Annotated in this window: 14 protein-coding genes; 7 read left to right on the top strand and 7 right to left on the bottom strand. The window is 39.5% G+C overall.

Going from position 1 to position 14,305, the window contains the following annotated elements:
• Window positions 1–166 precede the first annotated feature (166 nt).
• The 5 genes from ACULLG_RS03540 to ACULLG_RS03520 all read right to left on the bottom strand — a co-directional run bounded on the left by ACULLG_RS03540 (window position 167) and on the right by ACULLG_RS03520 (window position 5,820).
• Entirely contained in the window at window positions 167–2,500 is a 2,334-nt protein-coding gene (locus ACULLG_RS03540) for a penicillin-binding protein 1A (RefSeq protein WP_452125385.1), read from the bottom strand.
• 2 nt (window positions 2,501–2,502) lie between these two features.
• Complete coding sequence (locus ACULLG_RS03535; RefSeq protein WP_452125384.1) at window positions 2,503–2,991, bottom strand: gliding motility lipoprotein GldH; 489 nt, start codon at window positions 2,989–2,991, stop codon at window positions 2,503–2,505.
• The gene (locus tag ACULLG_RS03530; protein ID WP_452125383.1) at window positions 2,981–4,138 is read right to left on the bottom strand and encodes a PSP1 domain-containing protein; all 1,158 of its coding nucleotides are present in this window, start codon (window positions 4,136–4,138) and stop codon (window positions 2,981–2,983) included. The genes ACULLG_RS03535 and ACULLG_RS03530 overlap by 11 nt, the downstream gene beginning before the upstream one ends.
• Window positions 4,139–4,238: 100 nt before the next feature.
• A complete protein-coding gene (trhO, locus tag ACULLG_RS03525; RefSeq protein WP_452125382.1) occupies window positions 4,239–5,270 on the bottom strand; it encodes an oxygen-dependent tRNA uridine(34) hydroxylase TrhO in 1,032 nt (343 codons plus the stop codon).
• A 238-nt stretch (window positions 5,271–5,508) separates the two neighbouring features.
• Window positions 5,509–5,820 (bottom strand): hypothetical protein, encoded by a 312-nt coding sequence (locus tag ACULLG_RS03520; protein ID WP_452125381.1) that lies wholly within the window; start codon window positions 5,818–5,820, stop codon window positions 5,509–5,511.
• Window positions 5,821–6,017: 197 nt separating this feature from the next.
• Between ACULLG_RS03520 and recA the strand changes: the two genes are divergently transcribed.
• The 5 genes from recA (at window position 6,018) to ACULLG_RS03495 (ending at window position 11,733) form a co-directional block, all read left to right on the top strand.
• Window positions 6,018–7,025 carry a recombinase RecA gene (gene recA / locus ACULLG_RS03515; protein ID WP_452125380.1) on the top strand — a complete coding sequence of 336 codons (1,008 nt, stop codon included), beginning with the start codon at window positions 6,018–6,020 and terminating at the stop codon, window positions 7,023–7,025.
• Between the two features lie 95 nt (window positions 7,026–7,120).
• Window positions 7,121–7,543, top strand: coding sequence for a hypothetical protein (locus tag ACULLG_RS03510; protein WP_452125379.1), 423 nt, complete (start codon window positions 7,121–7,123; stop codon window positions 7,541–7,543).
• A 28-nt stretch (window positions 7,544–7,571) separates the two neighbouring features.
• On the top strand, window positions 7,572–8,102 hold the full coding sequence (locus ACULLG_RS03505) for an RNA polymerase sigma factor (RefSeq protein WP_452125378.1): 531 nt from the start codon (window positions 7,572–7,574) through the stop codon (window positions 8,100–8,102).
• A 1-nt stretch (window position 8,103) separates the two neighbouring features.
• Entirely contained in the window at window positions 8,104–9,672 is a 1,569-nt protein-coding gene (locus tag ACULLG_RS03500) for a hypothetical protein (RefSeq protein WP_452125377.1), read from the top strand.
• Between the two features lie 198 nt (window positions 9,673–9,870).
• Entirely contained in the window at window positions 9,871–11,733 is a 1,863-nt protein-coding gene (locus ACULLG_RS03495; RefSeq protein ID WP_452125376.1) for a sensor histidine kinase, read from the top strand.
• On the opposite strand, the gene ACULLG_RS03490 is transcribed toward ACULLG_RS03495, so the two are convergent.
• Complete coding sequence (locus tag ACULLG_RS03490) at window positions 11,730–12,473, bottom strand: lysophospholipid acyltransferase family protein (protein ID WP_452125375.1); 744 nt, start codon at window positions 12,471–12,473, stop codon at window positions 11,730–11,732. The genes ACULLG_RS03495 and ACULLG_RS03490 overlap by 4 nt on opposite strands.
• Before the next feature lie 56 nt (window positions 12,474–12,529).
• Between ACULLG_RS03490 and ACULLG_RS03485 the strand changes: the two genes are divergently transcribed.
• Window positions 12,530–12,772: a GlsB/YeaQ/YmgE family stress response membrane protein gene (locus ACULLG_RS03485; protein WP_452125374.1), complete on the top strand. Its 243-nt coding sequence runs from the start codon at window positions 12,530–12,532 to the stop codon at window positions 12,770–12,772.
• A 79-nt stretch (window positions 12,773–12,851) separates the two neighbouring features.
• On the top strand, window positions 12,852–13,820 hold the full coding sequence (gene trpS / locus ACULLG_RS03480; RefSeq protein ID WP_452125373.1) for a tryptophan--tRNA ligase: 969 nt from the start codon (window positions 12,852–12,854) through the stop codon (window positions 13,818–13,820).
• A 132-nt stretch (window positions 13,821–13,952) separates the two neighbouring features.
• Here the strand turns inward: trpS and ACULLG_RS03475 are convergent, their stop codons facing one another.
• Window positions 13,953–14,273, bottom strand: a complete 321-nt coding sequence (locus tag ACULLG_RS03475) for a GIY-YIG nuclease family protein (protein ID WP_452125372.1) — start codon at window positions 14,271–14,273, stop codon at window positions 13,953–13,955.
• Between the last annotated feature and the right edge of the window lie 32 nt (window positions 14,274–14,305).

Raw genomic sequence — 14,305 nt, 5'->3', positions numbered from 1 at the left:
TAGAATTTCTTAAAAACGAAATTCTTTTATTTTGGATTCCCGTATGAACGGGAATGACATTTTTTAGGAACCCCGATGCAAGACATCGGGGAATTCTTTGCGATTAATAAAAAAGCCCCAAGGGCAAAATGCTTCTTGGGGCTTATTTTTTTTTGGCTTATTACAGCTAAAATCCAATGTCTTCGTCAAGATCATCCTCTGTGTCCTGTTCTTCTTTGAGGTCTTCCAGTACTTTGGTGCAGTCTACATTTATAGACATTTCCTCAGGCTCTTCAAATGCATCTTTAGATACTCCTAATTCTTCGTTCTCATAGTTTTTCTTCATATACAACGCCCATATAGGTAAGGCCATGGATGCTCCTTGACCATACAAAATACTTTTAAAATGAGCTGCTCTTTCTTCTCCACCGACCCAAACACCAGTAACCAGATTAGGTACCATGCCCATAAACCAACCATCACTTTGATTTTGCGTAGTTCCTGTTTTACCAGCAATCGGATTAGTTAATTCATAGGGATATCCGGTAATTATATCCTTGTATACTGTTTGATTCTTGGCAAAAGTGTGCCTCAATCTTGTTCCTGAACCTCCTTGGGTAACTCCTTCCATCAAATTAACCATGGCGTAGGCTACATCTTTACTAAGAACATCCTTTGTTTCTGGCACATATTCGTATAGCACAGTGCCATTTTTATCTTCGATACGTGTTACTGTGACCGGTTTTACATAAACCCCTTGATTAACATAGGTTCCAAAAGCCCCAACCATCTCATAAACATTAACTTCTGGAACACCCAATGCTATCGCCGGCACTTCAAGCATTTCTCTTGAAATTCCCATGTCTTTTGCAATGTTTACAACGGAGCCAGGCCCTACCTTGTCTATCAATTGCGCCGTCACCGTATTTACGGAATTCGCTAAAGCCTGCTTAAGGGTCAAATTTTTACCAGAATATTTTCCATCCGAATTTTTGGGGCACCATGCCTCCATATTTCCGTGCTTTAATGGCTCTATACAGTACTGGTTATCTGGTAAAGAATCACATGGGGAATAGCGCAACTGATCAATCGCCGCGGCATAAACAAAGGGTTTAAAAGTTGACCCAGCTTGTCTTGTCCCTTGATGCACATTATCATATTGAAAATGTTTATAGTCTACACCACCTACCCAAGCTTTTACATGACCTGTTTGCGGCTCCATAGACATCATTGCAGTTCTTAAAAAGGTTTTGTAGTAACGTATAGAATCCATAGGTGTCATGATAGTGTCCTTGTCAAAAGAATCACTATTCCAATCAAATACGGTCATTCCTTTTTTCTGATGGAAGTATTCTTCAATCTCTTTCTCAGATTTGCCCAATCTCTTAAGACTTTTCCATGTTCCAGATTGTTTCATGGCACGACGCATAATGGTATCGATTGCGCCTTTGGTCAAATCTAAAAACGGAGCCGTTGGATTCCGCTCTGGAGTATTTTGATGGAAAAACTCAGCCTGTAAATTTTTCATGTGTTTCCGAACGGCTTCTTCCGCATTTTTCTGCATTCTAGAATCAACAGTAGTATAAACCTTTAGCCCGTCAAGGTAAATGTTATATCGCTCTCCATCGGGTTTAGGGTTATTCTTGGCCCACCCATTTAACCAACGCTGCATATACATTCTGAAATAGGTGGCAAGACCTTCGTTATGCAATTCTGGACTGTAGTTTAGGTTCAGTTCCAGTTTTTGAAGTGAATCTTTTTCCATTTCAGGCAGGTATCCATATTTGGCCATTTGACCCAGCACTACATTTCTTCGATTTCGGGTGCCAACCGGGTTTCGATGGGGTCTAGGGTTATAGAAAGAGGAGTTTTTGAACATTCCAACTAGCATTGCAGCTTCTTCTGTTCGTAATTCCGTAGGTTCTTTTCCAAAATAAACTCTGGCAGCAGAGCGTATTCCGTCCGCGTTGTTTCCAAAATCATAGATATTAAAATACATCGCTATGATTTCCTCTTTGGTATAATTTCGTTCTAATCGAGTTGCAATTACCCACTCTTTGACCTTTTGAAGATATCTTCTCCAGTCTTGAGCTTTTTTGCCAACAAACAATTGTCTTGCCAATTGCTGTGATATGGTACTGGCTCCTCCCTTGGTTCCTAAAAATGCAAATGCCCGTAAAGTTCCTCTCGCATCAATTCCGGCATGGTCATAATATCTGGCATCTTCTGTTGCGATTAACGCATTTACCAAATTTTCGGGAAGATCTTTATAATCCAACCATGTGCGGTTGTCATCCAAAAAGTACTTTCCTAGTGTTTCTCCATCTGAAGAAATAAGCTCAGTAGCTAGATTCGTTTGAGGATTTTCTAAGTGTTCAAATGTTGGCATTTCACCAAACGCCCCCCAAGCGGCCAATAAAAAAATCAAAATAGCGGCCAAAACTCCCGACCCGAAGAGAATCCAAAACCATTTAATAAATACGAAGAAGCTTTTCTGTTCTTTTTTTTGCGCTTTTGCCATTTTTAGTGGGTACTTTTTTCTATTTCCAGACCTACATCGGTAATGCCATCCAAAATATGGAGGCCTTCCACATTGCCGTTTTTGCGCATCGCATGTACAATGTTCAGTTTATATACGCCTGAATCTGGAAAAACGATCTTTTCCTGAAACCAAAGTTTATTTTCCTTAACACTTCCCAACCCTTTGCCCAACCACTCACCGGTAGGTTCGGCCATTTTATATTCTAAAGTATCCTTGAATGTTTTGCCATCTGGATGTTCCAATTCGGTAATTAAAAAGAGGTTGCTAAATTGAAATGTATTGTCATTTCTAACATTGATGAACATATTGTGCGGTTGCACTGAATCCAAAGATGAAAACTCAAAATTTATCGCTTTGTCCATATTCCATTTTCCGTTCTCCATGGCCTTGAATTCGGAAAAGACCAAGTTGTTGTTGCATGAAACCATGCTCCACATAAAAACCAGAACAACAAGGAATTTATTGCGCATTGGATTGTTTTTTTGGCCTATTTTTTCTTCTGTTTTTACTTCTATTCTTTTTCCTGGGACGGTCAAATCGGGTGAGACTATCTTGACCCACAACATTTTCGAAGGCCATTTTTTCTTCACTTACATTCTCTTCAGCGTATTCTTCGAGGCTGGCTATTTTTTTATTGTTCTTGTTCAATTCCAAAATTTCCAAGACCTGATCTTTGCCCAATGCATGCCAAGAGGCAGGGTCATCTTTATAGGAAAACCAAAGTGTTTCTTTGAAAATATCTGCTTTTTGACAAAAAGCTATTCCTTTTTCTGTCTTCAATTTGCTGTCTTGGGGTGGAAAATTCTTTAACGCTTCCAAATACATATCCAATTCATAATTAAGACAGCATTTTAGTTTTCCACACTGCCCTGCAAGTTTTTGTGGGTTCAATGCCAATTGCTGATATCTCGCGGAAGCGGTGCTCACCGATCTAAAGTCTGTAAGCCAAGTGGAACAACACAATTCGCGACCACAGGAACCTATACCTCCCAATCGTTGCGCTTCTTGACGATAGCCAATTTGACGCATCTCGATACGAATGCCGAAGGCCTTCGCCATATCCTTGATCAGCTGTCTAAAATCTACCCTTTCTTCAGCAGTGTAATAGAAGGTTGCTTTGGATCCATCTCCCTGGAATTCTACATCACTTAATTTCATTTGGAGTTTAAGTGATATGGCAATTTCACGGGAACGCTTTTGAATTTCCGGTTCTTTGTTACGGCACTTCTGCCAAATATCAATATCGCGCTGCGATGCTTTCCTATATATTTTGGGAACAGCTTCATCATCGTAAGGAACCTTCTTTCTTTTCATCTGCACCTTCACCAATTCTCCGGTGAGGGTAACTATGCCAACATCGTGACCTGACTTGGCTTGTGTGGCAACCACGTCTCCTATTGCCAAGGGAAGGTTATCCACATTTCTGAAAAATTCCTTTCTACTGTTTTTGAAACGTACCTCAACGCAATCAAATGGTTTTTGACCGCTGGGCAACGACATATTGGAAAGCCAATCAAAGACCGTTAGCTTATTACAACCATCTGTGCCGCAAGTACCATTGTTCTTGCAACCCCGCGGTTGTCCATCCTTGCCGGTTGAACAACTGCTACATCCCATATTTTTTATCTTGATTTAAGAAAATGCAATACATTTTCTTAAAAAGGGTTCATAAATTACTAGTGGTAAATATAGCACAATTTGAGGCAGCTATGAAATGTTAACTTTTGTACTTCAGTACTTCTGAACGGCCTTTTTTGAAAATCTTGTTGCTTGCATGTTTGCCTTTGCGCAACTTCTTTTGCTCTTCATAGGGTAACGCATGGATTTCCTTGCATTCTTGAGAACAGCATTCGTTCATGGCGGCGGCACATTCTTCGCATTGAATAAACAGCAAATGGCAAGCTTCATTTGCACAATTTACATGGGTGTCACACGGTTTTCCGCATTGGTGGCAATTGGCAATGACATCTTCGGATATACGTTCTCCCCGTCTGTGGTCAAAAACAAAATTCTTGCCCAAGAATTTATTCTCTAAGTTATTTGCCTTTACTTGTCTGGTATATTCAATAATTCCGCCCTCCAGTTGGTAGACATTTTTAAAGCCTTTGTGTTTATAATAGGCACTTGCTTTTTCACATCGGATTCCACCGGTACAATACATGACCAATTTCTTATCTTCTTTGTGAGCTGCCAGATCTTCTTCAATAATATCCAAAGAATCCCTAAAGGTATCCACATCGGGAGTAACCGCATTTTTAAAATGCCCTATTTCACTTTCGTAATGGTTCCGCATATCTACCAAAACGGTATCGGGATCTTCAATAAGTTCGTTGAATTTTTCCGCACCTACATGAATTCCTTTGTTGGTCACATCAAAAGTGTCATCGTTCAATCCATCCGCAACTATTTTTTTGCGCACCTTGACCTTCAATTTCAAAAATGATTTGTTGTCCTGCTCGATAGCAATGTTCAAGCGCACATTTTCTAAAAAGGAAATAGAATCAAGATGTTCCTTGAATACTTGAAAGTTATCCGCAGGGACTGATAATTGGGCATTTATCCCTTCTTTGGCCACATAAATTCGGCCAAGCACATCCATCTGGTTCCAGTTGATAAAAAGGTGGTTTCTTAAAATTTCGGGGTTGCCAATGTGCGCATATTTATAGAAAGAGATGGTCAACCGATCTTTGCCGGCCTCCTCAATAAGTTTTTCTCTTTCTTTCGCACTTAACGTATTGTACAGTTGCATGCTATACCAATAATTTAAGTTAAAAAGACTGAATTAAAATGAGGGCAAAGGTACAATTCTTTGATTCAAAAAGAAAGGGCCTCTTTTAACAAGAAGCCCTTTCAACCACCATGTTTCTTTTCATAGCGCAAATTTCCCTTTGCTGTGTGGTGTTGAATCGAAAACTCGATTCGATATGTCGTTTTTTGAATTAGTTGTCCAATAGATACATCATTTTAAAAAGGTTGCGTATCCTTTTTTAGAATCCACAATTGGGTGTTTTGGGCCATAGCTTTTCTTTGTTTGTAATTTTGTTGTCATCTATGGCATTTTCTCTTCCCCCATTTGTGCTATCAACATACCCTAAATAATCTCCAGAGCAATCATATGCCATTATCACTGAATTGCAATTGGGACAACAGTTACCTAAAACAAAAATTGTCTTTCCATTATATTTTGCCTTCAGCACATATTGATATTCTTTTGTAGAAGATGTTTCATTCACATATTCCTGTATTATTTCCTTTATGGCCTCATTATTCATGTTAGAACAGTTTTTTTCTATTCTCACCTTGAGGCTTTGTAGTTGGGCAGTATCTTCATTCTCTTTCGAACAAGAACAAAAACATACAAGCAGAAAAATCAAAAGACATTTTTTCATCAAAAGGATAGTTTATAAAGTATGATATCCTTTCTTCAAAAAGGTTGCTTCGCTTTTGTGGCATGAAGAAAGAAAATGGTAATTTAGCCTTCCTAATCAAGAGAACCATGAGCAACGAAAAAGAAGCAAAATTAAAAGCCTTAAAGCTAACCCTTGACAAATTGGACAAAACCTATGGAAAAGGTGCCGTCATGAAATTGGGGGACAGTGTGGTAGAGGATGTAGAGGTTATCCCTTCGGGGTCATTGGGGCTGGACATAGCTTTGGGAGTTAGTGGTTATCCGCGTGGACGGGTTATTGAAATCTATGGGCCGGAGTCTTCTGGAAAAACAACCTTGACCTTGCACGCAATTGCAGAGGCACAAAAGAATGGTGGTATTGCCGCCTTTATTGATGCGGAACATGCTTTTGATCGTTTTTATGCGGAAAAATTGGGTGTTGATATCGATAATTTGATTATTTCCCAACCTGATCACGGTGAGCAAGCTTTGGAAATTGCGGACAACTTGATTCGTTCTGGAGCCATTGATATTGTAATTGTGGATTCTGTTGCTGCCCTTACTCCAAAAAGTGAGATCGAGGGCGAGATGGGAGATTCTAAAATGGGACTTCATGCCAGGTTGATGTCACAGGCTTTACGAAAATTGACTGCGTCCATTAGCAAAACTCATTGTACGGTTATATTTATCAACCAATTGAGAGAGAAAATTGGTGTGATGTTTGGAAATCCTGAAACAACAACCGGCGGTAACGCACTTAAGTTTTACGCTTCGGTTCGATTAGATATTAGAAGATCTACCCAAATAAAAGATACTGACGGAGCGGTTCAAGGTAACAAGACCAGGGTAAAAGTGGTAAAAAACAAGGTTGCCCCTCCTTTCAAAACTGCCGAATTTGACATTATGTATGGGGAAGGAATTTCCAAAGTAGGTGAAATTCTGGATCTTGGCGTAGCCTATGAAATTGTTAAGAAAAGTGGTTCTTGGTTCAGCTATGGCGATACCAAGCTCGGCCAAGGAAGAGATGCCGTGAAAGCCTTGTTGGCGGACAACCCAGAACTATCTGAAGAGCTAGAGGCCAAAATCAAGGAGGCCATTGCCACGGTGAGCGCTTAAACCAAGTTTTTTACCATACATCTTACTTTTTCAAGAAACAGGCAAATTCACGCAACCCTTAACCACACTATACATCTAGGGTTTAAAGAATTTTAATGATGAAAAAGGTAATTGCGCTGTTTGTGCTAATTGGAATTGCATCGTCCTTATCTTCTTGTGATTTGGATGACGGCCAAAATTTCCAATTTACTACTCTTAGAGTTGTAGAGGCCAAAATGCCAGAGTTTTTTGAACTGAATAGGACCTACGACATTGAAGTGACCTATGAAAGACACAATGGCTGTGTGTTTTTTGAAGGGTTCGATGTAACCAAAACCGGAGATACGGACAGAGATGTGGTGGTAATAGGAACCGAGATAATAGATGAAAATACGGCGTGCACCTTGGCAATACAGGAATCGACCGCAGTTCTACGGTTCAATGTGATTTTTACCGGGGAATACCATTTCAGATTTTATGCAGGTAATGATAATGAAGATAATGCCACATATATAGAATATACGGTTCCAGTCAACTAGACATCAACAATCCAAAACTGACCAACATTTGGATCTTGAAGAATTAATACATAATTGTAAAAAGGGCAAAAGACAGGCACAGGCCGAACTATACCGGAAATACTCCGGTATTCTTTTCGGGATGTGTCTCAAATACTCCCGTAATAAAACTGAAGCAGAAGATAATCTGCACGACAGTTTTATGACAATTTTTGACAAAATCGACCAGTTCAACTTTAATGGTTCCTTTGAAGGTTGGATCAAACGAATCACTGTAAATACCGTACTTCAGAAATATAGAAAGGAACAACACCTAAATGTGGTTTCCGAGAACATAGGAGAAGAATTGGATGTTGATACAGCGCAGGAAAATATAAGTCTTTCTGCCTTGTTGGGATATATACAAGAGCTGCCAAACAAGTATAGGCTAACCTTTAACCTTTACGTTTTGGATGGCTATAGCCATAAAGAAATAAGTGCGATGCTAGGAACATCCACAGGAACCTCTAAATCTAATTTGGCTAGGGCCAAAATGATTCTGAGGGAAAAGATAGAAAAGGAAAATATAAACATTGCTTAAGATGGGGAAAAAGAATTTAGAGCAATTGTTCAAAGAAGTATTTAAGGACTTTAAGGAGACTCCCGACGAAAAAGTCTGGGCCTCTATCGAAGCTTCCTTGAACAAAAAAGAACAAAAGAAACGAGTCATCCCAATTTGGTGGAGGCTAGGCGGAGTAGCAGCTTTATTAGCAATTCTGTTTTATGTGGTAAATCCATTTGAAAGTTCAAATGAAAATGGCGATGTGATCATCAGTGAAACGCAAACTGAGACCGATGGATCAGATAATGATACCGATAATCAAGATTCTGAGAAAGTGGACCCTTTTGCCACACCAGCTAAGGAACAAGTGGTTGAATCATCAAAGGATGACGACCTAGAACCCGATGCTAATATTGAAGAGGGTAGCGCTGATGATCTCATTAAAAATTCGAGCCGAGATTCTGGGTCGCAGTTGGCTGCGAATCCCGACCATCAGCATCCGAAGAAAACATCCGACAACGGCGAATTGAATGCCATCTCGGCTACCGACCAAGAAGTCGCTGATGTTAATGTTGATCAAAGAAATGAAAACCAAATTGAAAATGACGCAGTGGCCGTTGCGGAAACAAGTGCTCCGGAGTTAAAAAATGTCGAAACCGAATCGAGCGGCGATAATCCTCAGGAAAACAATCGTTCCGAAAGGGTGGAACAGGGAGAAAAACTGTTTGAAATTCCCAATAATACCGATGCGGTTACTGAAAACAAAAAGAACGAACAACAAAATGCCGATGAGGAATTGAATCCCTCCCAAGAAAAGAAATCAATTTTTGAGGTGATCGAGGAAAGGGAAGAAGAAGCTTTGGCCGAAACATCCTCCCCAAAATGGTCTGTGGGTCCGTCTGTGGCACCGGTCTATTTTAGTGCTTCCGGAAATGGGTCACCGATACACTCAGATTTTGCGGCCAACTCCAAATCGGGAAATCTCAATTTGAGTTACGGGCTTACCGTAGCCTATGAGCTTGGCAAAAAATTGAAAGTGCGTTCTGGGGTACATCGTGTAAATTATGGTTACGACACCAATGATGTTGTCTTTTCGGCTTCTTTGGATGCTTCGGCAAATGGGAAAATTGATAATATAGACTACAGTCAAGCTTCCCGTACTATTGTGGTTCAAAGTCAGAATAGTTTACCTGAAGTTTCAGCCAATGATGCTTTCTTAGAGATTGCTGCCAATGAAAATCCATCTTTTGATGGAAAAATGGTTCAGCAACTAGGTTATATTGAGGTTCCGGTGGAACTTGACTACGCTCTTATCGACAAAAAGTTTGGGGTAAATATCATTGGTGGTGTCAGTTCACTTTTCCTTGTAGAAAATTCAGTGCTTTTGGAGTCTGATGATTTGGTGACCGAGGTTGGTGAGGCAAACAATGCCAACTCAGTTAACTTTAGCACCAATGTCGGGGTAGGTCTTAATTATGAATTCTCTTCCAACGTCCAATTGAACTTAGAGCCAGTCTTAAAATATCAACTAAACACATTCTCTGAAACCGCAGGTTCCTTTAGACCTTTTTCTGTAGGGGTGTATAGCGGAGTGCGTTTTAAGTTTTAAGATATAAAGAAGTTGGTTAGGAAGATTGCTCCTTTAAAGCAATCATGTAAGCACCTCGTTTCGGCGGGGTGTTTTTTGTGTGCGAAATATCTTATGTGGAAATTTTTACTAATTTAAAATTCGGTTTCAAAGTTTCCCAAGTCAATAAGTAACCCCGCAAACAAAACCATAGTTAAAAAAGGTTGTTTTTTCTGACCTATGCCAAAGCCATCCAAAAATCTTATTCTACTGGTATTCCTGCATCTCACCTTATCATATTTTGGTGTTGCGCAAGCCGATTCCATCGTCCAAGGAAAAATGCTGCCGTTCAAAGTATTCAAAACCACGGACAATTCTCTCTCAATAGATGCTATTTTAGGATCAAAACATCACTTTGCCTTGCCGGGTGAGTTCAATCAAAAAACACATCCCGATGACATCTACTGGATTCAAATAAACTTTGAAAAAGAACTTTCCCAGCTAAATACCAAAGATCCCTGGTACCTAAAGTTCAATTCGTATGACTACGGTAAACTCTTCTATCTGAAGAACGGAGCAATAAATGAACAGCCCGTAGGAAAATTTGATTCCCGCACCCAAAGTGAAAAAGTTAAATCCAACAAATATTTTTCTGAAATTTCATTTAATTCAGCCACACTTTTCCAGAAAAAATACCTCTATTTAAAAGTTCGTAGGGTAACATTCTTTGAAAAACTGGAGAATTGGGAAATCAGTTACCAACGACAATCTATTAGAAATATATATTCTTGGGATGATTTTAAGGCCCATTTACCCATTTACATTTTTACGGGAGTAAGTGGAATTATGTCCTTGCTTGTATTCCTGTTCTTTATTTACCTAAGAAGATGGGAGTTTTTTCTAAACTCATTTTATGTTTTTTGGTTGCTCGTCTTCATATTCAAAGAGGAATTATTGCTGTACCATAATCTCTTTACAGATAACGAGCTTCTTAAAACATGGATTCTGGAAAACTTAGTAATTGTCATTGGTTTAGGTTATATGATGTTTATGATCTTTTATTTGAACCTAAAGAAAGAGTATCCCTTCGCCTTTAAAGTTTTACAAGTTTCCATAAGCGTTCATCTTCTTATTTTAATAGTGGATGCTTGTTTTTATTTCTTTGAGTTTTTTATTGGACACATTTATATTCTTGAGATAGTTCCTATTTTGGATTCAACCACGGCATTTTTATCAGTAGGTTATATTTTTCTCTTCAATAAAAACCTTCTCACCACATTTTTCATTCTAGGTTCAGTGACCTTTATGGTCGGAGTCGGATGTTTCTTTTATCTAGACACCGATGTGGATCCATTAAACCACAATAAGCTTTATATAATTATCGGTTCTATTTTGGAAATTACCATTTTTGCGCTGGGTCTTACCTACAAGATCTTTATGGAAAATACGGAGCGATTAAAATTTCAGGAGGAGGCATTCATAAACAAGACCAAGGCATTAAGGGCACAGATCAATCCGCATTTTATTTTTAATTCCCTGAATTCCATTCAGCATCTAATTACCAAAAACAACAAGGTCTCTGCGTTGAAATATTTATCCAAGTTTGGTAGGTTGACACGCAACATTCTTGAAAGTTCATTTGAGACCAATACTACCCTTGACGAAGAAATAAAATTGTTGACGGATTATCTGGAACTGGAATCTTTGCGATTTGACAATGCTTTTTCCTATAAAATAAACATTGACGAAGCTTTGGATCCCGAAGAAATTCAAATTCCATTTATGATTTTGCAGCCCTTTGTTGAAAATGCCATTATCCATGGTCTATTGCCCAAAAAAGGCAACAACAAACAGCTATTGATCAACTATAAAAAAGAAGGCAACACCATGATCTGTGAAGTGGAGGACAATGGCGTGGGCAGACAAATGGCCAAATTGAGGTTGCATATTTATCAAAAAGAAAAGAAATCCAGAGGATTGGAAGTGACCAAACAACGTTTAGAGTCTATGGGTGAAAATCCCGAAAACCTGCAAATTATTGATAAAGTGGATGAAGAAAACAATCCGTTGGGCACAAAGGTGATTATCAGAATTCCGGTTTAAGTGTTTTCCTTTTGCAATTCCTGGAGAATCACTTCCCGTACTTCTTCCCGTAAGGTGGACTTATCTTCTTCTCCCAAAATACCGGTTTCAAAAAAACGGTGTACCCGAGCTCTGCAGACTCCAGGGCCGCCACTTAAAAAAGTAAAGGAAAACCGCCTTTTGTTATCGTAAAAGGTAATGGGCACCACAGGAATTTTATGGGCAATGGCCATTTTAAAAGCGCCATCTTTAAATTGGTCAAGAACAACATCTTCGGCCGGAACACCTCCTTCGGGAAAAATGCAAACGCTCAACCCCTGATCTAACCTGCGTTGTGCGCGGCGATATACTCCTGTCCTGCTTTTAACACTTTCACGATCCACCATAATGCACACCCGTTTGTAGAAAAATCCAAAAACAGGAATCTTTACCAATTCTTTCTTTCCAACAAAAACAAATGGATTCTTGCTCACTACCAGCATAAACATAATGTCCAGCATACTGGTATGGTTGGCCACGAGCATATAACTTTTGCCATTCTCCATCTCTTGCTCCCTAATGATCTTTGGAAAACAACCCATCCCATAAAGTATAGTTTTGGCCCAAAGATTTCGGGCCAGCCAGAAGAACTGTTTATATGTGCTTTCAGAAAGTGTGGTCAACAATAAAAATGGAAAAAAAAGAAAAATTGGAAGGGCCACAAGCATATAAAACCAGATTCGGTATAAAATATGCCCTATGTTCTTGAAAATGGAAAGCATTCGCCAAAAGTAGAATTTTTGAATATCTTTATTGGAATAACCTTAAAAACTTGAAAATGGGATTACTATATGCTTTATTGATCGGGGCCGCCGCTGGTTGGCTGGCAGGTAAAATTATGAAAGGCGGTGGTTTTGGCGCACTCATAAACATTATTCTCGGTATTGTAGGTGGTGTTGTGGGCAACTGGCTTTTTGGTGTTTTGGGTGTCCATATTGGTTCTGGGGTTGTCGGCGACCTTATAACGGGAGTCATTGGAGCGGTAGTAGTCCTGTTCGTGGCCGGCCTCTTTAAAAAATAACGCTAGCTTATTTAAACACTGATAAGCACAACTTTTTTTATCCCACCCGGATGCTTACTTTTACGGGCAAAAATTAGGTATGGCCCGAATTTTAACCGGAATTCAAAGTACAGGTACGCCACATTTGGGAAACATTTTGGGGGCGATTATCCCTGCCATTCAAATGGCACAAGATCCCAAAAATGAATCTTTTCTTTTTATTGCGGATATGCATTCCCTCACCCAAATAAAAAATGGGGAGGAGCTTAGAAACAATACTTACGCCACCGCGGCCGCTTGGCTTGCTTTTGGTTTGGATATTGAAAAAACTGTTTTTTACCGCCAAAGCGATGTGCCACAAGTAACCGAACTTGCTTGGTACCTCAGTTGTTTTTTTCCGTATCAACGCCTTACCCTTGCACATAGCTTTAAAGATAAAGCAGATCGCCTTGAGGATGTAAATGCCGGATTGTTTTCGTATCCGATGCTTATGGCCGCCGATATTTTGCTGTACGATGCCAATATTGTTCCCGTAGGGAAAGACCAGTTACAGCATTTAGAAATGACAAGGGATGTGGCCTCAAGATTCCATAATCAACTGGGAGAAACATTTGTATTGCCCGAAGCCAAGGTACAAGAAGAAACCATGTACATTCCAGGAACAGATGGGCAAAAAATGAGTAAGAGCAAAGGGAATATCATCAACATCTTTCAACCTGATAAGAAATTGCGCAAGCAGCTCATGGGCATTGTCACCGACAGCACCCCGATGGAAGATCCAAAAGATCCTACCAATGACAATTTGTTTGCATTGTATAAAATATTGGCTTCCACAGAACAAATTGAGGAAATGAGTGCCAATTACCTAGCCGGAGGTTATGGTTACGGACATGCCAAGCAAGCTCTTTACGAAGTAATCTTGGACAAATTTGCCGAGCCCCGTGAAAAATTCGACTACTACATGAACCATTTGGAGGAGGTGGATGAGGCTTTGGCCATTGGTGCAGAAAAAGCAAAGAAAGTTGCGGATGGTGTTTTGGAACGGGTTCGCGGAAAGTTGGGGTATTGATTGTCTTTTGTCATTCTGAATGAGCGTAGCGAGTGAAGAATCCCGCATAACCAATTTCAAGTTGTTTTGAGATGCTTCGCGCTGCTCAGCATGACAAAAAAAGAGTACGATTATCTTAAATACCGCACTATCTTAGTCATTGGCAAGAAATAAATCTTCCAAAAATTCCATATTCGGGTTAATGGTTTTTATTAATTCCAATTTCTTTATCCTTAACCAGCCTTTTATTTCTTTTTCTCGGACAATGGCATCATGTACCCAAGAGAATTTTTCATAATACACCAAATGCTGGCAATTATACCTTGCAGCAAAAGTTTTTTTGCCCAAATGCATGTTTTCCCTGTGTTCCAATAACCGTCTTGACAAATGATTGGTCATTCCTGTATAGAGAACAGTCTTGTTTTTATTGGTTAAAATATAAACATGATATGTATGCCACCCTTCTTGTTTCATTTTTAAAACAGTTTTATATCGATTCCCTCCGT

It is taken from the genome of Flagellimonas sp. 2504JD1-5 (assembly GCF_053618295.1).
This window is presented reverse-complemented; position numbering and strand designations above follow the sequence as displayed.